This window comes from Bacillus sp. MYb209 (assembly GCF_002975175.1).
Classification (GTDB): Bacteria; Bacillota; Bacilli; order Bacillales; family Bacillaceae_G; genus Bacillus_A.
In genome coordinates, this window is record NZ_PCNZ01000039.1 from 1 (window position 1) to 25,517 (window position 25,517).

Annotated in this window: 26 protein-coding genes, 1 pseudogene and 1 CRISPR repeat array; of the genes and pseudogenes, 10 read left to right on the forward strand and 17 right to left on the reverse strand. The window is 33.1% G+C overall.

Annotation, left to right across the window (positions count from 1 at the left end; genetic code table 11):
• The 3 genes and pseudogenes from CQZ94_RS27340 to CQZ94_RS27350 form a co-directional block, all read right to left on the reverse strand.
• A pseudogene (locus tag CQZ94_RS27340) lies at nt 1-536 on the reverse strand (IS6 family transposase); the annotation flags it as partial.
• A gap of 497 nt (nt 537-1,033) precedes the next feature.
• Nucleotides 1,034-1,384 carry a DUF4064 domain-containing protein gene (locus CQZ94_RS27345; protein WP_105588009.1) on the reverse strand — a complete coding sequence of 117 codons (351 nt, stop codon included), beginning with the start codon at nt 1,382-1,384 and terminating at the stop codon, nt 1,034-1,036.
• Between the two features lie 78 nt (nt 1,385-1,462).
• Entirely contained in the window at nt 1,463-1,798 is a 336-nt protein-coding gene (locus tag CQZ94_RS27350; RefSeq protein WP_002187903.1) for a DUF4064 domain-containing protein, read from the reverse strand.
• A gap of 457 nt (nt 1,799-2,255) precedes the next feature.
• On the opposite strand from CQZ94_RS27350, the gene CQZ94_RS27355 reads away from it, so the two are divergent.
• From CQZ94_RS27355 to CQZ94_RS27370, 4 genes are all read left to right on the forward strand, one after another.
• Nucleotides 2,256-2,546 carry a hypothetical protein gene (locus CQZ94_RS27355; protein ID WP_070145962.1) on the forward strand — a complete coding sequence of 97 codons (291 nt, stop codon included), beginning with the start codon at nt 2,256-2,258 and terminating at the stop codon, nt 2,544-2,546.
• Nucleotides 2,547-2,553: 7 nt separating this feature from the next.
• Nucleotides 2,554-2,739 (forward strand): hypothetical protein, encoded by a 186-nt coding sequence (locus tag CQZ94_RS27360; protein WP_002107213.1) that lies wholly within the window; start codon nt 2,554-2,556, stop codon nt 2,737-2,739.
• Between the two features lie 100 nt (nt 2,740-2,839).
• On the forward strand, nt 2,840-4,021 hold the full coding sequence (locus CQZ94_RS27365) for an FtsK/SpoIIIE domain-containing protein (protein ID WP_105588010.1): 1,182 nt from the start codon (nt 2,840-2,842) through the stop codon (nt 4,019-4,021).
• Nucleotides 3,960-4,577, forward strand: a complete 618-nt coding sequence (locus tag CQZ94_RS27370) for a replication-relaxation family protein (protein ID WP_105588011.1) — start codon at nt 3,960-3,962, stop codon at nt 4,575-4,577. Before CQZ94_RS27365 ends, CQZ94_RS27370 begins: the two co-directional genes overlap by 62 nt.
• Nucleotides 4,578-4,616: 39 nt before the next feature.
• On the opposite strand, the gene CQZ94_RS27375 is transcribed toward CQZ94_RS27370, so the two are convergent.
• From CQZ94_RS27375 to CQZ94_RS27410, 8 genes are all read right to left on the reverse strand, one after another.
• Complete coding sequence (locus tag CQZ94_RS27375) at nt 4,617-4,841, reverse strand: helix-turn-helix domain-containing protein (protein WP_105588012.1); 225 nt, start codon at nt 4,839-4,841, stop codon at nt 4,617-4,619.
• 397 nt (nt 4,842-5,238) lie between these two features.
• Nucleotides 5,239-6,123: direct repeats of the CRISPR family, unit length 32 nt; unit sequence ATTTCAATCCACGCACCTACAAGAGGTGCGAC.
• Between the two features lie 169 nt (nt 6,124-6,292).
• Nucleotides 6,293-6,583, reverse strand: coding sequence for a CRISPR-associated endonuclease Cas2 (gene cas2, locus CQZ94_RS27380; RefSeq protein ID WP_105588013.1), 291 nt, complete (start codon nt 6,581-6,583; stop codon nt 6,293-6,295).
• 9 nt (nt 6,584-6,592) lie between these two features.
• Nucleotides 6,593-7,624, reverse strand: coding sequence for a type I-C CRISPR-associated endonuclease Cas1c (gene cas1c / locus CQZ94_RS27385; RefSeq protein WP_105588014.1), 1,032 nt, complete (start codon nt 7,622-7,624; stop codon nt 6,593-6,595).
• The gene (gene cas4, locus CQZ94_RS27390) at nt 7,621-8,280 is read right to left on the reverse strand and encodes a CRISPR-associated protein Cas4 (protein ID WP_105588015.1); all 660 of its coding nucleotides are present in this window, start codon (nt 8,278-8,280) and stop codon (nt 7,621-7,623) included. Before cas4 ends, cas1c begins: the two co-directional genes overlap by 4 nt.
• Nucleotides 8,270-9,130: a type I-C CRISPR-associated protein Cas7/Csd2 gene (cas7c, locus tag CQZ94_RS27395; RefSeq protein WP_105588016.1), complete on the reverse strand. Its 861-nt coding sequence runs from the start codon at nt 9,128-9,130 to the stop codon at nt 8,270-8,272. Before cas7c ends, cas4 begins: the two co-directional genes overlap by 11 nt.
• A gap of 2 nt (nt 9,131-9,132) precedes the next feature.
• On the reverse strand, nt 9,133-11,046 hold the full coding sequence (gene cas8c, locus CQZ94_RS27400; RefSeq protein ID WP_105588017.1) for a type I-C CRISPR-associated protein Cas8c/Csd1: 1,914 nt from the start codon (nt 11,044-11,046) through the stop codon (nt 9,133-9,135).
• Entirely contained in the window at nt 11,047-11,766 is a 720-nt protein-coding gene (gene cas5c, locus CQZ94_RS27405) for a type I-C CRISPR-associated protein Cas5c (protein WP_105588018.1), read from the reverse strand. It lies immediately after the preceding gene.
• A 207-nt stretch (nt 11,767-11,973) separates the two neighbouring features.
• Nucleotides 11,974-14,403 (reverse strand): CRISPR-associated helicase/endonuclease Cas3, encoded by a 2,430-nt coding sequence (locus CQZ94_RS27410; protein ID WP_105588019.1) that lies wholly within the window; start codon nt 14,401-14,403, stop codon nt 11,974-11,976.
• 215 nt (nt 14,404-14,618) lie between these two features.
• Between CQZ94_RS27410 and CQZ94_RS27415 the strand changes: the two genes are divergently transcribed.
• A complete protein-coding gene (locus tag CQZ94_RS27415; RefSeq protein WP_105588020.1) occupies nt 14,619-15,884 on the forward strand; it encodes a Y-family DNA polymerase in 1,266 nt (421 codons plus the stop codon).
• Nucleotides 15,881-16,222, forward strand: a complete 342-nt coding sequence (locus CQZ94_RS27420) for a YolD-like family protein (protein ID WP_105588021.1) — start codon at nt 15,881-15,883, stop codon at nt 16,220-16,222. Before CQZ94_RS27415 ends, CQZ94_RS27420 begins: the two co-directional genes overlap by 4 nt.
• A gap of 184 nt (nt 16,223-16,406) precedes the next feature.
• Here the strand turns inward: CQZ94_RS27420 and CQZ94_RS27425 are convergent, their stop codons facing one another.
• Nucleotides 16,407-17,579: a hypothetical protein gene (locus CQZ94_RS27425; RefSeq protein ID WP_105588022.1), complete on the reverse strand. Its 1,173-nt coding sequence runs from the start codon at nt 17,577-17,579 to the stop codon at nt 16,407-16,409.
• Between the two features lie 74 nt (nt 17,580-17,653).
• A complete protein-coding gene (locus CQZ94_RS27430; protein ID WP_105588023.1) occupies nt 17,654-18,373 on the reverse strand; it encodes a hypothetical protein in 720 nt (239 codons plus the stop codon).
• Between the two features lie 334 nt (nt 18,374-18,707).
• Between CQZ94_RS27430 and CQZ94_RS27435 the strand changes: the two genes are divergently transcribed.
• The 3 genes from CQZ94_RS27435 (at nt 18,708) to CQZ94_RS27445 (ending at nt 20,236) form a co-directional block, all read left to right on the forward strand.
• Nucleotides 18,708-19,658 carry a tyrosine-type recombinase/integrase gene (locus tag CQZ94_RS27435; RefSeq protein ID WP_105588024.1) on the forward strand — a complete coding sequence of 317 codons (951 nt, stop codon included), beginning with the start codon at nt 18,708-18,710 and terminating at the stop codon, nt 19,656-19,658.
• Between the two features lie 69 nt (nt 19,659-19,727).
• Nucleotides 19,728-19,916 carry a hypothetical protein gene (locus CQZ94_RS27440; RefSeq protein ID WP_105588025.1) on the forward strand — a complete coding sequence of 63 codons (189 nt, stop codon included), beginning with the start codon at nt 19,728-19,730 and terminating at the stop codon, nt 19,914-19,916.
• Between the two features lie 140 nt (nt 19,917-20,056).
• Entirely contained in the window at nt 20,057-20,236 is a 180-nt protein-coding gene (locus CQZ94_RS27445) for a DUF8096 family protein (protein WP_105588026.1), read from the forward strand.
• A 173-nt stretch (nt 20,237-20,409) separates the two neighbouring features.
• Here the strand turns inward: CQZ94_RS27445 and CQZ94_RS27450 are convergent, their stop codons facing one another.
• The 3 genes from CQZ94_RS27450 to CQZ94_RS31550 form a co-directional block, all read right to left on the reverse strand.
• Nucleotides 20,410-20,646: a DUF2187 domain-containing protein gene (locus CQZ94_RS27450; RefSeq protein ID WP_103458421.1), complete on the reverse strand. Its 237-nt coding sequence runs from the start codon at nt 20,644-20,646 to the stop codon at nt 20,410-20,412.
• A 25-nt stretch (nt 20,647-20,671) separates the two neighbouring features.
• The gene (locus CQZ94_RS27455; protein WP_103458422.1) at nt 20,672-20,911 is read right to left on the reverse strand and encodes a hypothetical protein; all 240 of its coding nucleotides are present in this window, start codon (nt 20,909-20,911) and stop codon (nt 20,672-20,674) included.
• Between the two features lie 365 nt (nt 20,912-21,276).
• Nucleotides 21,277-21,480 carry a helix-turn-helix domain-containing protein gene (locus CQZ94_RS31550; RefSeq protein ID WP_105588028.1) on the reverse strand — a complete coding sequence of 68 codons (204 nt, stop codon included), beginning with the start codon at nt 21,478-21,480 and terminating at the stop codon, nt 21,277-21,279.
• A 372-nt stretch (nt 21,481-21,852) separates the two neighbouring features.
• Between CQZ94_RS31550 and CQZ94_RS27470 the strand changes: the two genes are divergently transcribed.
• The gene (locus CQZ94_RS27470; protein WP_142395951.1) at nt 21,853-22,476 is read left to right on the forward strand and encodes a hypothetical protein; all 624 of its coding nucleotides are present in this window, start codon (nt 21,853-21,855) and stop codon (nt 22,474-22,476) included.
• An 869-nt stretch (nt 22,477-23,345) separates the two neighbouring features.
• Here CQZ94_RS27470 and CQZ94_RS27475 read toward each other — a convergent pair.
• Nucleotides 23,346-25,082 carry a reverse transcriptase domain-containing protein gene (locus CQZ94_RS27475; RefSeq protein ID WP_105588030.1) on the reverse strand — a complete coding sequence of 579 codons (1,737 nt, stop codon included), beginning with the start codon at nt 25,080-25,082 and terminating at the stop codon, nt 23,346-23,348.
• Nucleotides 25,083-25,517: the final 435 nt, after the last annotated feature.

Sequence of the window (25,517 nt, forward strand, 5' to 3'; positions counted from 1 at the left end):
ATAAAACGATGATCTTGTTCCACTATATTATTAAGATATCTAACTTGCCTTAGTTGTATGCCTTCAGGCATATGGTTCTCTTCTTTCAACTCTTGCATCGCTACAGGATAGGCAGGGTTCTTATCTACTGTTATCACACGAGGTCTAGACACGTACGAAAAAGCCAAGGCTTTCTTGAAAAAGCGCTTGGCTGCTTGTTTATCTCTTGATTTACTTAGATAAAAATCAATGGTGTTCCCTTCGGAATCTACAGCACGATATAAATACATCCATTGACCTTTTACTTTGATATAGGTTTCATCAACTCTCCATGAGTCATTTGTTGATTTAAGATGATATCGTACTTTCTCTTCTAATTGAGGCCCATATTGATGAACTCAGCGCATAATTGTTGTATGAGCGATTGATAAACCTCGTTCTTCCATCATTTCCACCAGGTTACGGAAGCTCAAATTGTACCGTAGGTACCACCTTACTGTTAATAAGATTAGTTCAGGCTGATAATGTTTCCACTTGAATAAGTTTTGTTTTTCCATACTGATCACGTCCTTTTTAGAGTACTAGTATCAGTATGTCCAAATTTCAGAGATTAATTACATAAGTCTTATAGTTTTTGCACCAGAACCACCAAATTCGTTATCTTTCTAACCATTTTTGTTATAGTTATGTGCCATAATCCCTTATATATCAACACATTTCATGTTCCTAAAACATATAAACAATTAAACATATAAACAATTATTATGTAAAACAATCAAACATAGAATAGTATGTTGTATATACTTATTAATAAATTTTAAAGTCCTATTTGTAATAAACATAGATCTAATGAACAAAAAAGACAAGAGTGCAACACCCTTGTCTTTTTTTATTATAGTCATAAAGAAATGGCTACAATATACCCACTAAAAATATAACATAATGAGTTACTTAATAAAATGATTTGAAACCTCTGCTACAGAGTAAACGTAAAGCAACTTCAAAATTAACTTTTATTTATATTTTGGAGTCGCTTTACGTTTACGTTATTGTTTTAATTAGTCTCCTGTTTTAAAGGTCTAAATGCAAATGAACCTGAAATGATTTGTAAAACCACTGGAAGGAATAAAATAAAAAAACCTAAAAACAATGAAATTATACTTAATACAATCATGCAAATACCATAAGCTATATTATTTATTTTGTTAACACAACAAGCTAATACTAATAGGCCTATTTGAATAATTAAGGCGATGCTAGAAGTAATGATAATATATTCTGCAATACCTCCAGAACTAGTATTAGAACTTGTGTAGGAAATACAACCAATTACAATAAATAAAGAAAGTAAGAGTCCTAAGATTCCTCCGATTAAGCCAATTACAAATTCTACAGTTCGTTTCAAATTAAAATACCACCCTTCAAAAATATTATTTAAATTAGCTCTTATATATTTACCATGATTTTGGAATTGCTAAATATTTTATTTAGATTCTTGTTTTAAAGGTCGAAACGCAAATCCGCCAGAAATAATTTGAAGAATTACTGGAATAAATAAAAGGAATAATGACATAACCAATGTTACTAATGGGAGTAATATCATACAAAGTCCGTAGACTATATTGTTAACCTTATTTACTGAACATGCTAAAACTAACAGCCCTATTTGAATAATTAATAAAATAGAGTAATAAGTCAAAGCTTTATAATCAATATCACCATCCAAAACAGTAATAGCTATCATCGATATAATAAGAGAACCTATAACCCCCAAAATACCACCAATTAAACCCAGTATAAATTCAGGTGTTCTTTTCATTTCTAATACCTCCCTAACTATTAATATATTATGTATTTAACGTCCCTTTATCTATATTATCAAATGTAATTTGGAAAAACTATGCATAAATGTATTGGGTTTAATATTAGATGTAGCTTTGTTTCACAATAAAAACACCCCTTTAGATAAACAGATCCAAGGGGGCAAAACGTCGCGTCTTTCTTATAAACATCGTGACTTTATTTAAAAGCAACAATTGAAACATATTTCGTTGCTTAATATAAAAAAAAAGGGAGTTATAGTCATTAGATGTCCTAGCAAATTGTCACAATAAGCTATTTTCATTTCGTAATCTGGATTTTCAACGTTTTAAAAGGGTTCTTTTTCCATGAAAGAACCTTTTTTATTTGTCTTTTTTTAGGTACAAATTCAAAAATCTGTATTGCAAACATACGTATTTAAGGAAGCTGGAATTCTATATGGATGGTGAGAAAAAATGGACCATTATCAAATGTTGTATACTACCCCTTATTTATATTCTTCAAGCACTCTGAAAGAAATGTACAAAAGCACCAAAAAGGAAATTAACATTTGCGCCATACAAGAGCATATGCTACGTCACGAAGTATACCTGGACCAACAATATCGAGGTTACTATTATTTAAGTCAAAAAATTGAAGACGATCTATATGGCGATGAACAGGCATTGTCATGGAATGAGCTACTGGATGATTATCAACTGTATAGAGATCGTAAGGGGAATTTATCTATCAAACCGAAAGGATGAGATAAACATGACAATCATTGGAGAGCTAGGGATTGTATATGGCGTGACCGGAGCTTCAGTTTTAGGAATAAAATTGCTGAAGAAGAAAGGTCTTTATCTTCCAGGTTGGTTGCTACGTGCGGGTCTTAAATGCTTACTGATTGGGAGTGTTTGGTACGTTCTAATGGATATACTAGATGTGTTTCTACGTTAGTATTACATCGGGTAGTTGAAAATGATTATAATAGCGCATCTTAAACCGCTTTTTCTAAGCTTCCATACAGGCTCAACTACCTTAAGGAGGTATGGAGGGAATGTTGTCACTTTTATTAATTCCAGCAACCTTTATAACTGTAGCTTATTTTTATCAAAGTAACGGATTGAGTGATAAGAAAAAAATTGCAACGTTTTTTGAAATTGCAAAGATATGTGTTCAACATAAAGGTGAATTACAATACCCCATTTTTATAAAAGAAATTAAAGATGATATAAGTATGAATTATGTTTACAAGTTACCACTTGGTGTACCTAGTCAACTTATCCAAAAGTTAGCTGAAGTATTAGAAGAAGGCCTATATAAACCTGTTAAAATATCGTTTCACCAAAGAGAGCTTCATATTCGAGTATTTAGCCAACAAATACCTGAAATGTGGAATTGGTCTAAGGATCTATTAAAAGAGCATACATGGAGAGTTATGGTGGGGAAAGCGTTAGATAAATATGTATATCATGATTTTGAGAAAACACCTCATATGTGTGTAAGTGGAATGACTCGTTTTGGAAAGACAGTATTCTTAAAAAATGTGATGACTAGTTTAATTTTACAACAATCTCAACACGTGAAATTTTTTATTGTTGATCTGAAAGAAGGGCTAGAATTTAGTCCTTACAAAGAGCTATCCCAAGTTGTGGAAGTAGCTGAAAACCCGGAACAGGCGTTAGAGATGTTGGGGAGAGTACGTGAAAAGATGGTAAAACAGATTGAAATGATGAAGAGGTCCTATTTTACCAATATCATAGACACATCAATTAGAGAACGTTGCTTCATCATAGTAGATGAAGGAGCAAATCTATGTCCTACACAAGGATTACCTAAAAAACAACGGGATGTATTATTTTTGTGCCAGGAAATGTTATCTGAGGTCGCAAGAATTGGAGGTGGTTTAGGGTTTCGGCTCCTATTTTGTACGCAATATCCTACTTCTGATACATTACCAAGACAAATTAAACAAAATGCTGATGCGAAAATAGGCTTTCGATTACCAACAGCGGTCGCTTCACAAGTTGCTTTGGATGAACCAGGTCTGGAGGATTTACCTTCTCTTCCAGGAAGAGCATTGTTTAAAACAGATCGTACTGAGGAAATTCAGGTACCTTTTTTAAAGGATACAGACATGTGGAAGTTACTGAAGCAATACAAGGTGGTGAAACAGCATGAGGCACCAGAAGCTCAAACAGAAAGCCAGACAGATCGAGATTTTATCGAGTTTAAATAAGCTGGAATTTGCTTCTAGGAGGCAATTGCAAGCTATTCATGCTCTAGGTAGTATTCGAAATGCAAATCGTGTTTTGAAGGATCTCCGGCAATATTGTCATGTCACTTCGCATAATCGGGAATATGTATATTATCTCAACAAAAAAGGATCTGCCTTGCTAGGATTAGAACCCAATGAACGAAAAAAGAAATACCAACTTGAACATATACTTTTAAGAAATGAAGCTTGGATGTGGCTTGGATTTCCCGATTGGAAAATAGAGCAAGTTATCCAATTTAGGTATCAAAATGAAGAAAAAACAATTGTACCAGATGCATATTATGGAGTTAATCAGATACCACATTTTGTTGAGATTGATAGGTTGCAACACATGAAAACAAATGAAGAAAAAATAAAGTACTATGGTTTAATTGCAAAGTTGTATAAAAAACAAAGAGATATCATACCTAACATTCTATTTTTTACAATTTCAGATTATCGTGAAAAGAAACTAGAGGAGTATGGGATAAAATATAATGTATACATCCGTACATTTTTACTAAAAGACGTACTATAAAGTTAAAAAGCACAAGGTGAATTCTCCCCCTTGTGCTTTTTACATGTCCCAAAAATCAGTTATTTTGGCACTCCTGTCTACCTTTTTAATTGCCCGAAAGATTTTTTGAATAACTGGGAAGCTTGGAGTGTGAGATTTATTATTACATAACCTCGATATTGTATTACGACTAACACCGGTTGCATCTTCTAATTCCTGTTGCTCTATTCCATTTTGATCTAACCATTTTCCTAGCCTTGTACGATTTTTCTTTTTACCTTTCATGAAAGTGTCTTCCTTTCTTCAATCCTATTTAACTGTTATTTTTGACACTTTCAATGTAATTTATACACATTCACCGTGGATGGTGCATATGTCTTTCCGATGGTGCATACAATAAAAATAGATAAAGAGAATAACAGATTTTTTGTAATTATTTTGTGGAATATAGCATACATAATAATAGCTACAAGATGCGGATACACTGAAATATAATTGCATCTTGTTGCAAAGGATATGATTAAAAAATTAAAAGCTGAAACCTCTTCTGTGAGAAGGGATTCAGCTTTTTTATTTTTATTTTTATTTGAATAAACGTCGAGAAAATTAGAAAGATGAGCAGGAGAAGGATAAGAGTCGAAATATGAAATGTTATATATCAAGCAGTAGGTATCTCAAATAGGTTTCAATTCACGCACCAACAAGAGGTGCGATCTCTAGTGTTCAAAAAACGTATGGAGCGTTATCTATTTCAATCCACGCACCTATAAGAGGTGCGACTACTACATTATCAACTAGTTGTGCCTTGCTGTGCATTTCAATCCACGCACCTACAAGAGGTGCGACTCCCCTTCCAGAAAAAACAAACCGTATCCTAACATTTCAATCCACGCACCTACAAGAGGTGCGACGTTTTCCACGACTGCATACTTGCCATTCTTTGAGATTTCAATCCACGCACCTACAAGAGGTGCGACTAATCCTTGCTCTTACTATCCTTGGGGGTGTTTATTTCAATCCACGCACCTACAAGAGGTGCGACGATATTAACATACTTTGATAAGGAAACCATGATTATTTCAATCCACGCACCTACAAGAGGTGCGACTACTTTTAAATCTGTTGATGGTGGGATATCAATATTTCAATCCACGCACCTACAAGAGGTGCGACAGCTAACAAAAATCAAATATTCACTATACGAGAATTTCAATCCACGCACCTACAAGAGGTGCGACGATCCTTGCTATCTCATTTGCTGTTTCAATTGGTATTTCAATCCACGCACCTACAAGAGGTGCGACAAGATACTGAGTGTTATGGATGCAGTGGTACTGATTTCAATCCACGCACCTACAAGAGGTGCGACGTCCTTCCAGTTAGCTTTGAAGTCCATCGTAGATTATTTCAATCCACGCACCTACAAGAGGTGCGACGATTAACGAGGTTACCACTGGAGAAACACTTGAATTTCAATCCACGCACCTACAAGAGGTGCGACAAAAGAGCAATTACTCAGCCACCTCAGAAGAAAAATTTCAATCCACGCACCTACAAGAGGTGCGACCCCGATTTGTGTTCAAAATCATACACAAATACGTTAATTCTGTTCAAAAATATACAAGTTTTTTTATTTAATAAAGAAATTTGTATAGAAAATCATAAACTTTAATCATAAATTATGAAAATTCAGGTGCGAATATACGAGGAATTTCATGTGTGCTATACGTTCGCACCTAAAAAATTAAAGGACTTTCTAAATCAATTGATTCTTTTGCACCAATATGTTCGACCTTATTTTTATAGTTATTACCTAACTGATAAAATCTGAGGCTATCCTCATCTTCATCAATAATTTTAATTAATTCCATCTTTAAAGTAGTAAATTGAGTTTCATCTATAACACATTCAAACACTGAATTTTGGACTCGTTGACCATAATTTTGACATACTTTTGAAACTTTCCGCAGTCTTTTTTGTCCTGTACTGCTAACAGTGCTTACATCATACGTAATTAATACTAGCAAATGTTACACCTACTTCCATAAAAATGGTGGATACTCATCTAAGTCATTACGTAAATAACGAGCCAATAACAAAGCTTGTGCATGTGGTACTAATCCCCAAGATATTTTTTCACCAAGATATGGATGTGTTATCTTTTCTTGCTTTTTATTTTGCCAAGTTGCTAAAAATTTCTTTCTAGCTTCATCCGTCATGATAACAGCTCCGTTTTCTTTTTGTAGAAAATCCCCTTTGTTTAAGACTCTTTTATTAATTAATGACAAGACAAATTTATCTGCATATACTCCTCGTAGCTCTTCCATGACATCTAAAGCTAAAGATACTCTTCCTGGTCGATCTCGGTGCAAAAAACCGACATATGCATCCAATCCAACCCCCTCTAATGCGGATGACACATCATTTGCTAATAATGTATAGGCGAATGATAGCATTGCATTCACGTTATCTAATGGAGGTCTTCGAGAACGTCTATTGAAATAAAAATCCTCTTTTTGCTGTAGGATCATTTGATTAAATAATTTATTATAACTTGTAGCAGCCTGACCTTCCAATCCTCTTAATCTTTCTAAATCTTCACAATCTCTTACTTCAAGAATGATAGATGATAAGTGTTGGGAGATTTTTTTGAATTGATCCACATCTATTCGTAATGGGTAATCTCGAGTCATTCTTTCAATCATCCACTTATTATTGTAAATCTTCCCAATAATAAAGTTGCGCGCAATTTTAGCTGATATGACTTCATCTTCTGATATACGATATTGTTTCTTTCTTAGAATGACATTTCCCTTACTTTTTCCGATAACTCTTGCAAGAAATCGCCCATTCAGTGTTAAAAATACTAATGAAATATTTTTTTCTGCACAATACCCCATAAGTGCAGGACTTGTACCAGTATAGCCAAAAGATACGATTGATTCTAAGTTATGGAGTGGCAATCTTCCTAACTTATTCTGTTCCTTAAGAAGAACAATATTATCACCATCTAATGATAAATAAACATCTGGTTGAGTTATAAATAATGTATTAAGAAGTTTTTTCATTCACTAATCTTCCCTTCAATATAACTTTTTACAGATCTTTTATTCATTAATTTTGGTAAGCAAACATTTTGAAGGGAACAATTTTTGCAAAAAGATCCAGTTGTTACTTTAGGCGTATGCTTGCGTTTGTAATAATCATACATTTCTTTGACAATTGACCTAACTTTATTTTTATCCTCTGACGTTAACGGTACTTCGATTCTGTGTTTTATTTCATTATAGAATACAAAGCCTGTATTTATTTCACAAAGCAGCATTTCCTCTAAACACATAGCTTGTGCTGTTAATTGTAAAACATCCGAATCGTTCATTTTTGGTTTCCCACGTTTATATTCGATAGGATGAGCAACATATTTTCCTTCAGCACCAGTTATTTCAATACCATTATTATCTTTAATAAATTCAACCACATCACAAATACCTGTAATTTTAAGTTCATTTGACTTTATAGGCATCGCACGAACAGTGAGCTTGTTTCCTCGTTTTTCCCTAATAAATGGTTGATCAGTTTTTTGATGAAGATACTGTCCTTCAATCGTTCTAACGTTTTCTTCCCATTGCTGTTCAATATGGATGAGAGCCCATTGTCGTTTGCAAAATTGAAAGTGCTGAATACCAGATAACATTAGATAACTGTTTTCTTCATCATTTTCCATCAATAATCTCAACTTTTAAACCATCTAATTCATGTACTAAAATGTTATAGTCATCAATTATTTTTGGTTCGTCAATGTTCCGCTTAATATCCAGTAAACGGTGTACTTTTGCGGAAGAGTACTGGCCAAGTTTTGAATTATGCTCCCACCAACAAACTTTATGTACTTCTATACTTCCTTCAGGCCGTGCTGCTGACGCATCATTTTCAAACAATGTAACAAGTGCATTTTTAATCTTTTCCGCATCTTCGTTAGTAAAACCTGTCTTTTCTGCTAATTGTGTATTAATACTTCCATAAAAAACATAAACGCCAAAATCGACACGATGCTTCATCCCCATCGTATCTGAACCTTTATCCTTCCCAGGCTCAGAATTTACACTTTTCGTAATCTGCATACTAGTAATGTCAATCGGATCAACACTAGTTGCCGTATGAATTGAAACAGGTCCTCTTACTCCAACAGATACTCCTTTTCCAGCTCCCCCTTTAAATGCAAAAACTTGTCCAAAGCTCCTTACATCAATCCACTCTTTACATGCGATTGCAGCAAATTGTTCATGAGGATTTTCTTTTGATTTTAACGCTTTGACTAAATCTACATTCGTTTCTGCTCTTTCCCTTAAGCTATTAAACTGGTCTACCCTCCTGTCATTAGATTGAACAAAAATAGATTCTTCCATATCCTGAAGACGATTTCTAATCTTTCTTTTAATGGCTACATCAGAGATTTCACCATGACCATCATAATTTTGCCTTGGACGATTCCCATTCAAAGGATCTCCATTTGGATTAGCCTTGGTAACAGATAGAACAACTGCAAAATCGATTTTGTGATTTAAAGTTTGCATTTTTAATTCTCCTCTCCATTATTTACTGCATCATTTAGTGAAACATTCTTTTCTTTTTTTTGATACAACTCATGCCGTTGACTATAAAAGCCTAACAAGTATTTGCCGGATAGTGGTTTATTATTGAAATCTTCGATTTTTATTTTTGAGCCAACCTCATCAATTAATTTGTTATAATACCAAACTTTCTCCCCTAAACGTGCTTGATATGGTTGTAGAGCCCCTTGAATCGTTCTCCATGTTCTTTCCGGATGTTGTGAAAAGGAATTCATATATCTTCTAGCATTTGTAGCACGTTGATCACTAGTATTTAAAGAATTTCTTTCTAGAACATCAGCAATTGCAAGAAGACGACCGAATAGATAATCACGATCATTATTTTCTTTATCTAGTACCAATTGATATCCCTCCATTGTATTAATTAATGCACATGTAATGCTTAGTGTTTTTCCCCATTCCCATTTTTCCATTGAGAGAGGGTTTGATGCACGCTGAAAGGCACTTCTGACAATATCGAATGGGATTTTTTTCTCGTCTATAATACAAGGCAGTATACGCTCCATCAAACCTTTGACTACTTTCTCGTTTGCTTTTGGCCCATAAGCAGCAAATGCAATATCTTTCGTTGATGGTGCGCCATAAAATGTTACAAATTCATTATCTGTATTTTTACGATAGCGATGTTCCCATACACAAGTAGAATGCCAGTTCTTTAACCTGTCTAAATAAAGATTTTTATCTATATTACGGTAGTAGAGAACTGCTAATCTACCTGTCGTCGCTGAATCAAGCAAGAGAATATTTACATTGCCACTGGACGATAAATTATTTTTATAGCCATCAAGCGCCTTAGCAATTTCATTGGCAAATTGTTCATGTGTATAAGACTTAATTTCTCGCTTTTTCGTTACTCTTAAATCCATTGAAAAAATGTTGTAACTATCTTCTACAAGATCTGGAATATCTTCTGCATCATTGCCCCAGACAAGAAATACACGTTGATCAACGATTTTCCCTTGCTTGTTAATAAGCCATTTCAATGCATTATGTGCTTTTTGAGATACATCGTAACTGATATTAGCGACATCATTAGCCTTTTGAAATCTTCCTCTAAATGTAAATCCACTTGTATCATTTGCAGAAATCAATTTTGCCTTGTCCCCTGCATTTCTGATTTTATTGGCATGTTTGTCTGTACTTGGCACTATTTTTCCTGTCACATAACAATAATCATCTTTACCCAAAAAATCATTATAAAATTTGATAAAAGAATCGTACATTAAGGGATCTTTCCAAACGTTTGTCAGCATCTCATTCGGAGAATACACATTAAACCTAATAAAAGCACTTTCTTGCTTACCTGTAACTGTTGAAAAAATGGGGGGTTTTTCACCAAGGAATGCCTCAGCCTTTTCATCCCATGCGTCAATCAATTGTCCATCTGCATCAACATGCAAAACTTTTTCTTCGACTAAATCTTTTATTAATTGTCTCTTGCTTAAATAATTATAGATGCTTTTAACTTTATCTGTAGCATAGGGAGATACTGCCCAATTTTTTAATTGTCTTATGTAGACTGAGAAAGGTTCTTCTTTTTTGATTTTCCCCCCATAGGTAACAAAATCACCTGCCACATAACTCAATTTATCATGTAATGGATAAGGAGCTATTTTTAATCCTGCTCTGTTGGCAGAATCTTCTGTACATGGAATCAATGTATTGGCATCAATTTTATCAATGATTTCCGCGGTGTGAAATTCACCATCTTCTGTAATTGAAACTTCGATATGAGCTGTTTGAGTGGTATGAGAAATAGGTAGTAATGTATATTCTTGGCCATTATATTTTTTTTCAATTTTACCGACTCGATTTAAGTTTGATTGATACGTCTCGTACAAATTTAATAGCCAACTCATTTATTCACCTCCTTCTTCTAATTGTTTTATAAGCTCATCAACTGATTCAATATTTGAACGGTCAAAAATCTTTGGCTCCATCTTCGATATTTTACGAACTTGTGTACATTCTTCCGGTCGGATGAATTGAATGATTCCATCTCTCATTACCGGATTCCATAATCGAACTTCTAGTTCATTTCTACCCGTTTCATCTGGATAATTAAGCCCATGAACCATTGTACCTAAATGAATATCTCCACCATAATTATCATAAAAGCCTTTGCCTTCACCAAAAACACAGGGCTCCACATATCCTTGGCATTCTCTCGTTCCTAAAAAAATGTCTCTCCGTCCTCCAACTTTAAGTGAACGTTTTAGGATGTTATGATGCTTAAATTCGTTCCGGTCAAAAGCTAAATCCGGTCGATGAGGATTAAAGATAAAATGAGCCTGGACTTGATAGCGTACATTCTTTAAATATGTGTAATTTGCGAGTGTATTTCCACCACCATACTCAATTGGACGAATACCTTTTGATTCCATTTTGATCGCATTCATAATTCTTATTTTGTCTACAATCATTAGGAGAGTTGGCTTCCAGTAGATTGATTCCGCAATCCCTTTAATAGCTTGATAAGTCGGTACTTGATAAGTTAACTTTTCCCCGCCCAATTTCATTAAGGGATCTGTGAAAAGAGCGTAATCACCAAATACTTCAAATTCAATAGAATTTCTCAAAGATTCTCTCTCCCCTTTGTATTTTCTATATTTTTCTAATAAGTTAATGATACCTTTCCTATGTAGCGATATCAATAATTTTAAATAATATATTATACGAAGATTACGAATTTAATTGACATGTTATAATATATCGTCACTAGTATTAGTGTGGATTGAAAGGTATAGTATATGATTTAAAAACCTATCTCAAACAAAGATAGGTTTTTAAAATATGGCTGTCTTAAAATCGCTCTCATTATGAACATTCAAACCATATTCATCATTATAAGCACTTTCCTTCAAAGCTAAAATCTTTCCATCAAGATAGTGTACAAGTCCATCGTTTTTAATTAATTGTTCTTTTTCATAGTTGAATAAATTAACTGTATATTGCTGAGCCTTTCGTAATAATCGACTTAGATCCTCAATGGAATTACTGCCATTTAATTCTACGATAATATCCTTTCCTTCTTTATATGGAACAATAACTGAAGTGGTTAGATTATCAATGACGTTGAAATGTTCGGCTGCTGTCCGATAGCTATTTACAATAAATAATGGAATTTCCTTTTTGGCGTGTTTATGAAGATATGCTGTCCGATAGCTATTTTCTATTCTCGGCACAGATAATAGCTCTGTCATGTTCTTTTTAAGTTTTGGAATAAAGTAATTTAGATCAGATTCAAATTCTGTATAATATTCTTTAAAATATCTTTTCATAGCCTCTCTTGATAAAATATGACCACCGTGACATTTGTTATTACGCTTCAAATCTGTAAGAATTTTTTTCGTAATTTTCTTTCCTATTTTAATCTCCTTTAAACGACTTAGGTTTTCCTCTTCATAATCAATCACATAAACATTCTGTATGCCCTTTTCCCCATGACGATTACACCTTCCCGCTGCTTGTGCTATAGAGTCTAACCCAGATAAGGATCGAATAACACACTCAAAACTCACATCTACACCAGCTTCGATTAACTGTGTACTGATGCAAATGATTTTTTTTCCATCATTGAGGCGCTTCCTAATCTCTTCTAAAATTTTATGTCGATGGGCTGCACACATTGTTGTGCTTAAGTGGTAAATCGGAATATTTAATTCTTGACTCTGTAATTGTGTATATAAATCTCTCACAACTGATTTTGTATTTAAGATAATTAGGATACTTTGTACTTCCTCAATTTTTGTATGTATAAATGCTGTGAGTTTATTTTTATTAAACGTTTCATTAGTTGCTTTATCAATGATTTCAACTCTTTTAAATGATTCAATTACGTAATCGAGATTATTAATCATTTCAGAATCTGTATTTATATCTAACTTCTGTTCTACAAAGTCCAAAGCGGGCTGAGTGGCAGTACAGAGAACCAGACTGGAACAACTATATATTTTTAAAAAATTCAATGCTTGATTAAATAATGAAACGCATGAAATGGGAACTTTTTGTACTTCATCAAAAATAATAATTGCATCACTTAGATTATGGAGTCTTCTAGTGTTTCGACTTCCTTTTGCGTAAAACACATTTAGAAACTGAACCATGGTTGTAAAAATAATGGGCGAATCCCAATTATCTTTAGCTAGTTTTAATTTTTGCTGTACGTTAATAATACCGTCTTCACTTTCATCATTATCATTCACTTCTTCAACTATATTGGAATGATGTTCTAAGATATTTGCTTCATCTTCTAAGATTTTTCGAACTTCTTCCGCATTCTGCTCAATAATTGTTGTGTAAGGTACAACATAAATAATTCGTTTTTTATTATGGAGCTTAGCATGTTTTAGTGCATATCTTAAACTTGCTAATGTTTTACCACCACCAGTTGGAATAGATAATGTATATATTCCTGATGGCCTCTCAGCAAATTGATCACACTGATCTGACATCTCTGCTCTTAGAATATTAATGGGGTTATTAGCATTCTGCTGTTTTTTAAATGAATTGATTTTTATCATGAGCCTTTCGTAGTATATATCGAATAACTCGTCAGAATTTATTACGGATTCTATACTTTTATCTTCTTCAAATAGTCGGGTGTTTGTTCTATCGGCATCTATTAATGTACTAAAGATAAATTTAGTTAAAAACATTAATTGTTTTTCAGCATTTTCGGGGGATTCTTTAAGTAAAAAACTTTCTAGTTCTACAGTGGCTTTGTCGACATACTCATGAAAATCTATTTCGCTCATAACATATTTAAAAAAGAATTGCTTTGTCATATCAAATTCACTCAATTCTTTATCTCGCACTCGATTTAAATAGGCAGATTCTAAATTAGGGTTTAAAAAATCTTGAAGGTACCCATGGTGAGAAATAATGGCATTTCCTACGATTTCAGCTATTATCCCTTTATAAGGAATAATATTTTCCGTATGGAAGAATTGATATAAAAGTTTTCCACCTGCAGTTGAATGATCGACACTTCCTCTTTTGGATGGAGATTCAGGGTTATTTACTGCTTCTAATATGTATGTTCTAAATCCATTGGTGTATTTACCCAAATCATGGAGCATACCTGCTAAACCAGCTAAGTGTTTTATCCCAATTTTTTCTCCATAGGTTTCAGCTAGTTCTTTTACACCTAACAAATGCTCTTCGACAGTTTGTACCTGCTTGTCACTTTCGCGGATGTGAGCAATGTAGTTCATTCTTTTCCCTCCAATATATAGCTTTAAAAAGTCACCTATTTTACCATTTTATCATGTAAAGAGATAGACAGGACTTAAGCATGGAATGTTGATCTTCGTTATTAAGTCACGCCTTAATAATTTCACGTACCAAACTTTTAATTAAAAAATGTTTGTATAAACCAAAACAAAAGGTTTATAATAAGAACAAACGTTCTGTTTTTGGAGGGATTGCCTTGTATGATTATTCTCTATTACCTAACCGAATTATTTTATGTGTAGATCTTCGTAGTTTTTATGCATCGGTGAGTTGCGTAAAAATGGGATTAGACCCACTTCGCACCAAGTTAGCTGTAGTTGGTGATGTAAATAGAAATGGCTCAATAGTACTAGCTGCAACTCCACCATTAAAAGAAATGGGTGTGAAGAAGATGGCAAGGCTATACGAGATTCCTCGGCGGAAAGATATTCTCATTGTGAATCCAATAATGGGAACATATATTAAATGCTCCAATTACATAACAAAATTAGCTCTACAGTACGTTCCTATTGAAGATTTCCACCAATATTCCATAGATGAATTCTTCATGGATATTACGGATAGTATTCATTTGTTTGCTAATGATCCGTACGAATTCGCATTGAAATTTAAACGTGAAATATATGCGAAAACTAGGATTGAATGCACGATAGGAATTGGCCCTAATCCTTTAATGAGCAAAGTAGCATTAGATGTAGAAGCGAAGAAAACAAAAGATTGTATAGCATATTGGAAGTACGAAGATGTACCCATAAAATTATGGCCGATACGACCACTTAGCAAGTTTTGGGGAATTTCAGGTAAAACAGAAGTGAAGTTAAACCGAAAAGGAATACATTCAATTGGAGATTTAGCTAATTACCCTCTAAAGTACTTAAAACAAAGTTTCGGAGTGATTGGTGAAGAATTACACTTACATAGCAATGGCATTGATTTTAGCCGTATTTCAGAAAAATATGTTCCGGCAACCACTTCTGTTGGAAAAAGCCAAATACTTATGCGTGATTATTCGATAGAAGAATTCCCGATTATCCTATTAGAGCATATTGAGGAAGCTTGTTATCGGTTGAGACGAATAAATAAATTAGCGAAAACCATTCATTTTTCAGTCGGTTACAGTAAAAATTATGCTGGTGGTTTCAGAAAATCGCATACTTTGAACCGCCCAACCAATTTAACTATGGATATTTATCATATTTGTACATACTTTTTGCATGAATTATATACTGGGGAACCCATTAGATCAATCAATGTTTCTTTAGCTAACTTAATCAATGAAGGTGAAGAACAGATATCACTATTCGATAACGTAATACAACGCGAAAAGGAAATGAAATTAACGAAGGTAATGGATGAAATACGTGATAAGTTTGGTAAAAACAGCATATTAAGAGGCATTTCGTATACAAATAGTGCGACAACAAGATACAGAAACACACTGTTAGGAGGACATAAGTCATGAACAACGCAAATATGCCAAAGGGGAGAGGAATGGTAAAGTGGACTCCGTTTTCTGCAATACCAGAACAATTCATTGGTATACGCGAAATTATTAAAGAAAAAACGAAGATGCCACGCCCAGTATTAACACAAGATACAAAAGAACTAATTGAAAATAAGTTACTGTGCTCATTACTTTCAGAAGAAGAAATATTAATTACTTATTATGAAGATGGCTATCTACTTACTAGCTATATAACTGTAACAGACATAGATCCTTTGAATAGTTCAGTAATATGTACTGACGCATTTTATAATAAAATCACTTTTAAGTTCAATGACATTATTGATGTGAAATAGTGAAAAGTTTATTATTTTTATAAAGCAAAAAAGCATCCATTTTGGATGCTTTTTTCATAATAATTTATAAAAAGCCCTCAATCCAATTTAATAAATAGCAATTTCAGTTGGTAGCATGTTCGCTAAACCGACAATTGTAGTTTGCTAATAATTCATTTACCTTACATAAAAAAGACCACTTCTTTTATTGTAAGGAGTGGTCTTTTTTATGTAGCTGGTTGTATGCTGTTATAAACCGTTGCAAAGCTAATTCGGGCTTGTGTTCACGATAATTTACCACGATGTAACTACAACCCATTTCTTTAGCAAACACCTCTTTGCGTAAATCATTACGTTTCTCATCTTCAAATGTTTTATGGCTACGATAATGGAATATTTTTACTTCTTCGTAATGTTGTTGTCCATGTACCTCTACAATAGTGTTTTCAACTGGTAAATAGAAATCATACGCCTTGTTGTTGTTTGGAAACTTATATTGATGTATATACTCTATTCCCTTAGCGTCTAGATATTCCCGTATTGCTCTCTCACCTCTGGATTCCCTACATATTGGACAGCGTTGTCCTTGTTTATACGAAGAAGGTTGCATCCAATGTGGATCATGCCCACATTTAAAGTCTATTAGAGCTTTTGTATCAGTATTTATATACTCGCTTAACAGTTCGTGCCCATTTTCTTTCATCAATTTTCTTAATTCTTCTTCTGCTTGTTTTTTGTCTTTCCCTGAGCATGTCATACACCTTGTTTTGGCGGAGGTAAAAGCATTAGGTTTTGTATCAAAAACATGCCCCTTATCACATTCCAGTTTAACCTTACTAAGCGCACTTTTATAGCTGCCTAACAATGTATAGCCTGCTTCTTCAACTTCTTTATGAAAATTTTCTTTAGCTTGGTCAGAAGAATTACCACTACATTTAGGACAGCGATACCCCGTTTTATAGTTAAAAGGCTTTATCAAATGCGGTTCATGTCCACAATTAAAGTCAATTAATACATGAATTTGGGCTGTTTTATATTCGCTTAAAAGTGTGTGACCATTACCTTCTAATAGTCTTTTTAACTCTTCCTCTGCTTGTATTGAAGATGTCCCACCGCACCTTGCACATCCGTACCCATTCTTGTAGTCGTTCGGTGTTATCAGATGGGGGGCATGACCGCAATCAAAGTCAATTAAAATTTTGGTCGAATTATTCACATACTCACTTAACAGCTTATGCCCATCTTCTTTTAATTTAGTAACCAAACTATCTAAAGCGCTTTTAATTTGTAAATTGTAACTACCATCTTTTTTATATAGCCTAGTCGAATCGGCTATCTTAATCCCTTTATATACTCTTTCTTGATGTTGTATTTGCACTAAGATTACCCTCCTGGCAATTTTTAATATAACTCAGAAACTTTATGTAAATGCTATTTTCTCCCTTTGTTTTTTTATTCCGTGTAGTTAACCTCTATAATACGATCCGTTGTGGCATTAACTGTCATACGAATTTGTTTATTCCCTTGTTTGTATATGTAAATCGACGTTTTTTTATCTGCTGATAACTGGGCGTCTACTGGTAATGGTAAAATACTGTCATATTTCATGAAGTTCGTTCCAATCAATAATTTATTAGCTACTTCCTGGGATAATGGATGGTTTTTATTATATTCGGCGTCCTGTGCTTTTCGCTCCTCTTCCTTCTGTTTTAGTTCCGCTTCTATTTTCTTTTCATTTTCCCATTCCTGACGAAGATGTTCACAAGTTATTCCCACTTCCGGACTTCCGCATATTTCTTGACCATCTTCCTTTTTCGGCTTCTGCTGTTCTTCCTGTTGACGCTTCTGTTTGGCTGGCGCCTCTTGCTTTTCCTTTTCCTCCGCCTGGCGTTGTGCTTCGGCCTCTTGACGTTGTTGTTCTTCTTTTGCTGCTTGTTCTTGCTTCGCTTTCTCCTCTTTCTGGCGTTGCGCTTCAGCTTCTTGACGTTGCTGTTCCTCTTGTTTTGCTTTTTCCTCTGCTTCTTGCTTCGCTTTTTCTTCTGCTTTCTTCGCTTCTTCTTGTTTGTGTTGTTCAATTTTTTCCGCTTTTTCATTCGCTTTTTCCTGAACGTCGCAACCTGCAAATAATAAACCGGCTGTAATAGCTAAACTTGTAATTTTGATCGTTTTCACGTTGAAACCTCCGATTAATAGTTTTATATAAATTATTTTAAAGATACAAATTCTCTTTAGCAATCATTTAAGATTTTAGGAAGCCTGTTTTTTATAAGAACGATAAAAGGAGGTTCCCTTGAGAGAGTAGGGTTCCTCCTTTTCCTTGCTACCGATAATAGGACGTTATGTAAATCTCACATATATATGTTATACAATGTAAAAGAAGATAATTTATATAAGGAGTAATATATAACAACCATTTACCATCTTTCTCTTGTAATTAGAAGAATATGTATACTTTAAGCGATTTAAAATTTGATATACTAAAAGAAAAAATTAGGATGATAGGGCTATGCCAACAAAGGAGTTCCAAGACACAGTACAGCATTTTTCTTCTTTCTTATTAGATAAAGGAAGAAAACCTTCCACAATTAAACGATATGCCTATGATATTGAGGACTTTGGCCAGTGGTTGCAAGAATCTAAAAAGCTTCCATTACACAATATATGGACGACACTTAATACAGAGGATTATGAAGAGTATTTTAATGATTTAAAGAAGAAACGAAAGTACTCTGATAAAACAATGCATCGTGTCTATATTGTATTAAATAGACTGTATCAGTATTTAGAACTGCCAAATCCATTAGAAGAGATGAAACTTAGTATCCAACCAAATCGTGCGTTACGTGATGAAGATTTTATCTCGAAAGAGGAAGAAAAAAGGTTACAGTATATTTTAACCTCATTGGACGGATTAACCGAGAGGCAAAGTGCTGTTCGTCCTATACTTCAGGATCGAAACATTTCTATTGTACATTTCCTTCTGAACTATGGACTATCACTACAAGAGCTTGTGGGATTACAAATGAAACATGTTCATTTTGAGAACAATACAATCACAGTTCCAGGAATAACAGGGATAGAAAGAACGATTGTATTAAGTGAAGATGATAAAAAGCGATTATTTGGCTATTACAAAATCATTCCGGAACCTGTTCGTCCCAAATATTATAGTACTGACCCACTATTTGTGGCATTTGATTATAATCGAAATACATTTCGTTGGGTATATGAAAATGATGCACCAAAAGCTTTAACGGAAATTGCTGTTCAAAAAATGATCCGACTTGAAGTGGCAAGGGCTAACTTACGTAAAGGAATTTCAGCACAGCATTTACGTAATACTTTCATTCTAAGTTTAATTAGAAAGCAATTATCAGAAGATAAAATTATAAAACAAGTAGGCTTTAAATCTAAAGTTTCGTTAAAAAGATACTATGATTACATCAATCAAAAATAACGGAGTCAGATATTTTTCAAATTCAGTTAACCGAAAAGAAATAATAGAAAAATGAAGGGGAATGTTGCAATGAATAAAGGAGATGCTATTTTACGGTTACTCATGGAAATGAAATTGGAACTAAAAGAAGTAAAAGAACAAGTGGAACAAATGCAAACATCACTGAAAAATATAGAAAAGCAAAATCAAAAAAGAGAAGTTCCTTCAACTGCCACTAAGAAAAAACAGGATTGGAAATATCCGTCCAAAATGGGGTAGCACGCACATTTTAACGTTTTTATACGCTAAGGGATTCTTAAAACTCCATCTCCTCCAAAATATAAAGCATCCACTATGTGAACAATTCATGTTATTATGGTTAAGCTGTATTAATTCAGATTGATATGTAGGTGGAACGAATGGGAAATGAAGAACCTAAACAAGAATACGATCTAAGCAAAATATACACATACAAAGAGTTCCCTGATAAAATTAGCGGTCGTTGCGATAATTGCGGCAATACATCATTCAAGAGTTCCGTTAAAGATTTCATCTTTTTAAGAGAATGTCGTCAATGCGGTATGAAGAAAATCATATAGTCCTATCCAGGGCTTTTTTCTTTATAAAATAAAAAGAAACTAAAAGTAAATTGTTTAACAGATATAAGATATACATAAGAAATAGAGTCCCTTATTATTAGGACTCTATTTTTATGATCGCTCATGTATTCTTTCATGAGATCCACACTTCCATTAGCAATTGGTTAAGATTTTTAGGAAGCATGTTTTTTACGAGAACGAATTTTTTTATAACGACCGTGTTTTACAACATGACGAACATCTAATTCTTTATAACCTTCAGTTTGAATTGTTTCTGAAACATCGACAATAATTGTGTTAGTTAAAATATTTACTACATAACCATATAATTTTAAAGAAGGATTCTTGCGATGCGGAAATTTTACATAGTCACCAATTTTAATTGTTGGAACTGAAATAGTCTTTTCCATAAAAAATACCTCCAAATTTATAATGTTATAAACTAACTTTCAAATTATTAAGTATGTTTTTCGTTTTTAAGAATTTATTCGCTTTTATATAAAGCTCGAAAAGTTCAGCGCTTAATGTAACGGTCATATTATCTTTCATACATTTTAGAACTATGATATCTTGTTCTTCATGTTCAAACATTTTCGCATATCCTAACACCTGGTATACCCAACCATTTTTCTTATGAACATAAAATTCTCCACGTTTTGCCTTGGCTGCTTTCATATTTGCTCCTCCTCTGATTTTGAAATTTAAAACAAATGTATTTGTTTAAAAACCATAGAGGAATCCAGCAATCAAATATGTAGTTAAAAGCATCGTTATCGCAATACCAAACGTTCCAAAAAACCAAATTTGAGAATTAATACAGTCCTCAATCCCGAACCATTCACATAAGGATCTATAACTCATTGAAGCACGTTGATTGAAACTTATATGCTCTGATTCCTTTGATTGATTCTGTGTTATAATAGAGTTACAATTATTAATTTTAGATAAGGTATTTGCCAATCGAATCACCTTCCTATAGTTAATGATGTAGGAGAAAAAGTCCTGACTATCTGGCGGTGGTAAGGGCTTTTTCTTGTTTACTACTTACGAGTTAGTCTGTTCATGCCGTTTCGTGTGACTAACCAGACTTTCCCGCTTTTTCTTGCCTCATTTTCGTGAAACTTGCCTCGGTTGCACCACTTATTAACAGTGTTCTCCGCAAGTCCCCATATTTGTTCAGCTTCTCTTGTTGTATAAACGGAAAATAGAGCTTCCTCTGATTCTCCATTTTTAATTTCGTCCATTAGTTGTTGTAGATCCCTCCTTTGTTTTCTTAAACTTATTATAATGCTTGTTTGTCTTGTTTGCAAGACGATATCGGAAAAATTAATAATTATACTTTCGACATGTATTCGACAATGCAAAAAAAGAATCTAATGTGGCGATACCCCTTTTATTTAAAGACCCTTCTTTCAAGTGAAAAAATTAAACAGAGAACAATATTCTTATATTTTTTAGTGTTATAATTTATTTATATATTTACATTGACGAACAAATTGATACCGAGTATAACAAAAAGGAGTGGAAGAATGAATTTCAAGAGTGTAAATGAATTAGAGGAATTTTTCAATAAGCAAGGTATTTTCCCCATTAATGCTTTTAAGGTGAAGGGTGATATGCCAGAGTATGTACTATCCGGTGAGAATAAGTTTGAAAAAATGCTTCAATTTATTAAACAAAATGAAATAAAAACTGTAATATACCAGGCGTTTGTTATAAATGAAGAAGAATATCTTATTCCAAACGATGCAATCGAATATCTGATTGGTGAAAACACAATGGAATTCCTAAAAGAATATGGATATATAGACGGCTTATATTCTGCTATTGATCAGCATAATAAAGTGGTAAAAAATCATTTAGGATTATTAGATGCTTACCTATTAGACGTTATTAATGAGGGCGTTTTATATAGAGTTACTATGAGTAATTTTGATATCGATCCTGCTGAGGGGATGGTAGAAGATTTTCTTTCTAACTATGAATCCGAAATAGAGGAGTATAGTCAAAAACTTAGAGAACAAGGTTATGAAAAAAGAAAGAATTTGTTTAAAGAGAAAGAGAGAAAAAAACAAGAAGCAATTGAAAGTTTAATTCAGGATCATATCGAAGAGGTAAAAGCTTTACCTAATAAACCTTCAAGAATTGAACATTTAGCAAGAATTGCTGAGGAAAAAGGTATAGATGTATACAAAAAGGATATCATATTGGCTCTAGATTTAGTTCTTAATCAAAAATAAAAGATAGTGATCTAAATCCTCTATCTTTTGGCTCTGATTACAGTAATGCACCTAAGAGAATAATGATGAATTAAAAAAGCACAAACGAAAAAACGATCCAGGGAAGATCGTTTTTTCGTTTGTACTATATATTTAACAAAAAATGTTTGATAAGTTCAAAGATTGTTGGTGGCGTTACTATAACAGAAATAATAGATTCAAAATTACATTGAAAAAATACTTCTGTATCGTTACCACTTTTCTTGAAGCGAAATCTTACCAATTACATCACCTCGTTTACAGTAAAATGGTTGAATACTTTACGCCATTTGTATTCATTTCTTTTTCCCCCATTTTCGATAGATGTAATTGCTCACGATACGCATATTATCCCAAATTTTTCAAAGGAAAACAAGTATTTTTATGAAAAAAATTCATTAAATTCCAAATTATACATATTTATGCATAGTAAGTATTAACTTTTGCTCTTTTCTTCAGCTATTTGGCCTCACCATATCAAAAAAAGAAAATTGTACGTTTAGACACAATTTGGACACCATTAACCTGTTTTACTATACGATAGGAGATATTTGTTCAGAAAATCTTGTTTATAAACAGAGGCTAAAACACAATAATATCAACATTTTATAGTTATAAACATGTTCATAAAGTGTGTAAACAAATCAATGTTCAATTAAACTTAGCTTTTGATCTTTCTTAACACTCAATCGCCTTTAAAGAAAGCTGTAATGATAAGGTTTTGTAGTCCTTAGCGTACAATTTTACCAGAATGATATAGTGACCCCTTATATAGTTTCTATATAACAGAGAAAAAAGCACCCAATTTGGATGCTTACATGAGTGTTTAGTAAGAGATAGTTTACTTTAATTTATACATTTTTTGTGAGAATCGGGTTGTGTTTTTCAAATAAAGTTATGACATCTCCAATGGGGACAACTTCACTAGGTACAACACCATTGGATGTTATCCCTCTTGTAGCGATTGCTATAACTTGATTTTCTTTATTTACAACTGGTCCCCCACTATTTCCACCATATATAAGTGGGCTTATCTCAAATCTTGTTTGCTTTTGTCGGTCTGGCATTGGGTTATTTCTTTCTTGTCTAACTACTCCAGATTCAATTTTAATACTATTATCTAGAGTGTGTGCTGGATAACCCAGTAACTCGATTTCCATCCCTGTCTTAATAGATGTATTGTAATCGAATCCCTGATCTGTTAAATTTCCATTTGTAAATTGTAGAATGGCTATATCCTTAATTCGATCATGCCATAATAATTTCGCGTACTTTTTATTTGTTGAATATTTAGATTGATGCACTTCAATGGAGAAATTTGTTATGTTATAACCATCATTTGATTTTTTAAAATAGATATCGAAAAGATGGGCGTTAGTGACTAATCCAATGCCTTTTAGTAAGAACCCTGTTCCTTGACCGCAAGGTTCAAATTCTTCGTCATCTCCACTTTTATAAAAAAAGCTTGATTCAATAACAAATGTATTTGTTTCCTGGAATTGTCTTCTTGTACTAGGTAATTTTATAGAAAGAATATTTTCAATCTCTGCTATGTCGTTATACCTTATAGCTAATTTCCTATAAACAGAATTTGTTTTACCTTTGATATGACCTATATGAGCAATCATTCCTTTTAAAATTGCGAACATATCAGGTTCAGTTGCGTACGATATTTGTCGAAATGGATACTTTTCAATAAATATCCGTTTTGCTTCATCTAAATTATCTAAATTTTGCTCGATGCAATTTAATATTGATCTAACTCTTCTTATATAGCTTCTTTTAACGTTTAAACCTTCATTAACAGTTAATCCTGTAACAGATAAATTTTCAAACTTACTATTTAGTCTACTCTTTTTGTCATTTATAAAAAATCCATTGTTTTTCACAATACTAATAATCTCAGAAGATAAGTAAGTTTTCTTGTCTTTAGTATGAGCGATTGCTTTAGGAAACTTATTTTTATCTGTAGAGATAGAAATGTCATCAGCATATCGGGTATAATCACATCTATGTCTTTTTGCTAATCTTGTGAGATCTTTATCTAGTTTATTTGCAAGTATATTAGAAATAATCGGTGATGTAGGAGCCCCTTGTGGCAAAAATCCATCATAGTGACAACAGATATTTGCTAAGATAGTTGCTACAGTTTCATTGAATTTAAAGTAGTAAATAAACATTGCTCTGACACGACCAAAGTTAATGTTATTAAAAAAGTCCTCTAAGTCGAAGTTGAGGACATATTGTTTACGTATATGTTTATTTGCATTCGTAATTATGCTTCTATCTTTAACAAAACCATGTGAATTATTATGATTTTTATATACAAGATTGAGGATAGACGTTAATTTCTTTTGGATTATTAATAAATTTTTAGAAGGAGCATGAATTTTTCTGTCATCTCCACTTTTCTTTTTTATGGTGAAAGTCCCATAGTTGCTCTTCTTTGAAACTATTAAGATTTGGCGCAAGAAAGAAGATGGGATTTCCAGTATATTTGCCACATCGTTAAAATTACTTAGTGATTTGAATTTTTCTTTGATGATTTCAGGATTTTGTACCAGGTCAACATTTAATTTATATGTCATAGTAGGACATTCCTTTTAGATAAGTTAGGAAAAGTAGGAAAAATTCTACCTCTTAAACTAGTAGGAACAAATATAAAAAATACGAAACACTTAAAAGTATAAAACAACAGAGGATCATATCCAAATACATTGTTTTATGACGTAGCGATTAGCACCACGATCGGTCAATTGTACTCCTACTTTTCCATATCCTATTTTACTACTATGAATAGGATATGTATATCAAAATAACACCTTATTAAGAAGGTTTTGTTAAATTTCATTTTCTTTTCTTAATCAAATGAAGCTGGTGTGTTATCACGAATTAGTTATTTTTGGGGTATCGCCACATCGCTATCAAGCTAATAAAAAGAAATGCCCCCTAAAATGAAAAAATACGCTATTCTTTCTGTAGAATCATAGGAAAGGATGGCGTTTTTTATGTCTGTTTCTGTG

Coding starts and splice junctions, on each gene's coding strand:
- CQZ94_RS27350 (WP_002187903.1), bottom strand. CDS start 1,798: ATGAAAAGAACACCTGAATTTATACTGGGTTTAATTGGTGGTATTTTG.
- CQZ94_RS27355 (WP_070145962.1), top strand. CDS start 2,256: ATGGACCATTATCAAATGTTGTATACTACCCCTTATTTATATTCTTCA.
- CQZ94_RS27360 (WP_002107213.1), top strand. CDS start 2,554: ATGACAATCATTGGAGAGCTAGGGATTGTATATGGCGTGACCGGAGCT.
- CQZ94_RS27365 (WP_105588010.1), top strand. CDS start 2,840: ATGTTGTCACTTTTATTAATTCCAGCAACCTTTATAACTGTAGCTTAT.
- CQZ94_RS27370 (WP_105588011.1), top strand. CDS start 3,960: ATGAGGCACCAGAAGCTCAAACAGAAAGCCAGACAGATCGAGATTTTA.
- CQZ94_RS27375 (WP_105588012.1), bottom strand. CDS start 4,841: ATGAAAGGTAAAAAGAAAAATCGTACAAGGCTAGGAAAATGGTTAGAT.
- cas1c (WP_105588014.1), bottom strand. CDS start 7,624: ATGAAAAAACTTCTTAATACATTATTTATAACTCAACCAGATGTTTAT.
- cas4 (WP_105588015.1), bottom strand. CDS start 8,280: ATGGAAAATGATGAAGAAAACAGTTATCTAATGTTATCTGGTATTCAG.
- cas7c (WP_105588016.1), bottom strand. CDS start 9,130: ATGCAAACTTTAAATCACAAAATCGATTTTGCAGTTGTTCTATCTGTT.
- cas8c (WP_105588017.1), bottom strand. CDS start 11,046: ATGAGTTGGCTATTAAATTTGTACGAGACGTATCAATCAAACTTAAAT.
- CQZ94_RS27410 (WP_105588019.1), bottom strand. CDS start 14,403: ATGAACTACATTGCTCACATCCGCGAAAGTGACAAGCAGGTACAAACT.
- CQZ94_RS27420 (WP_105588021.1), top strand. CDS start 15,881: ATGAACAACGCAAATATGCCAAAGGGGAGAGGAATGGTAAAGTGGACT.
- CQZ94_RS27435 (WP_105588024.1), top strand. CDS start 18,708: ATGCCAACAAAGGAGTTCCAAGACACAGTACAGCATTTTTCTTCTTTC.
- CQZ94_RS27440 (WP_105588025.1), top strand. CDS start 19,728: ATGAATAAAGGAGATGCTATTTTACGGTTACTCATGGAAATGAAATTG.
- CQZ94_RS27445 (WP_105588026.1), top strand. CDS start 20,057: ATGGGAAATGAAGAACCTAAACAAGAATACGATCTAAGCAAAATATAC.
- CQZ94_RS27450 (WP_103458421.1), bottom strand. CDS start 20,646: ATGGAAAAGACTATTTCAGTTCCAACAATTAAAATTGGTGACTATGTA.
- CQZ94_RS27455 (WP_103458422.1), bottom strand. CDS start 20,911: ATGAAAGCAGCCAAGGCAAAACGTGGAGAATTTTATGTTCATAAGAAA.
- CQZ94_RS31550 (WP_105588028.1), bottom strand. CDS start 21,480: ATGGACGAAATTAAAAATGGAGAATCAGAGGAAGCTCTATTTTCCGTT.
- CQZ94_RS27470 (WP_142395951.1), top strand. CDS start 21,853: ATGCCAGAGTATGTACTATCCGGTGAGAATAAGTTTGAAAAAATGCTT.
- CQZ94_RS27475 (WP_105588030.1), bottom strand. CDS start 25,082: ATGACATATAAATTAAATGTTGACCTGGTACAAAATCCTGAAATCATC.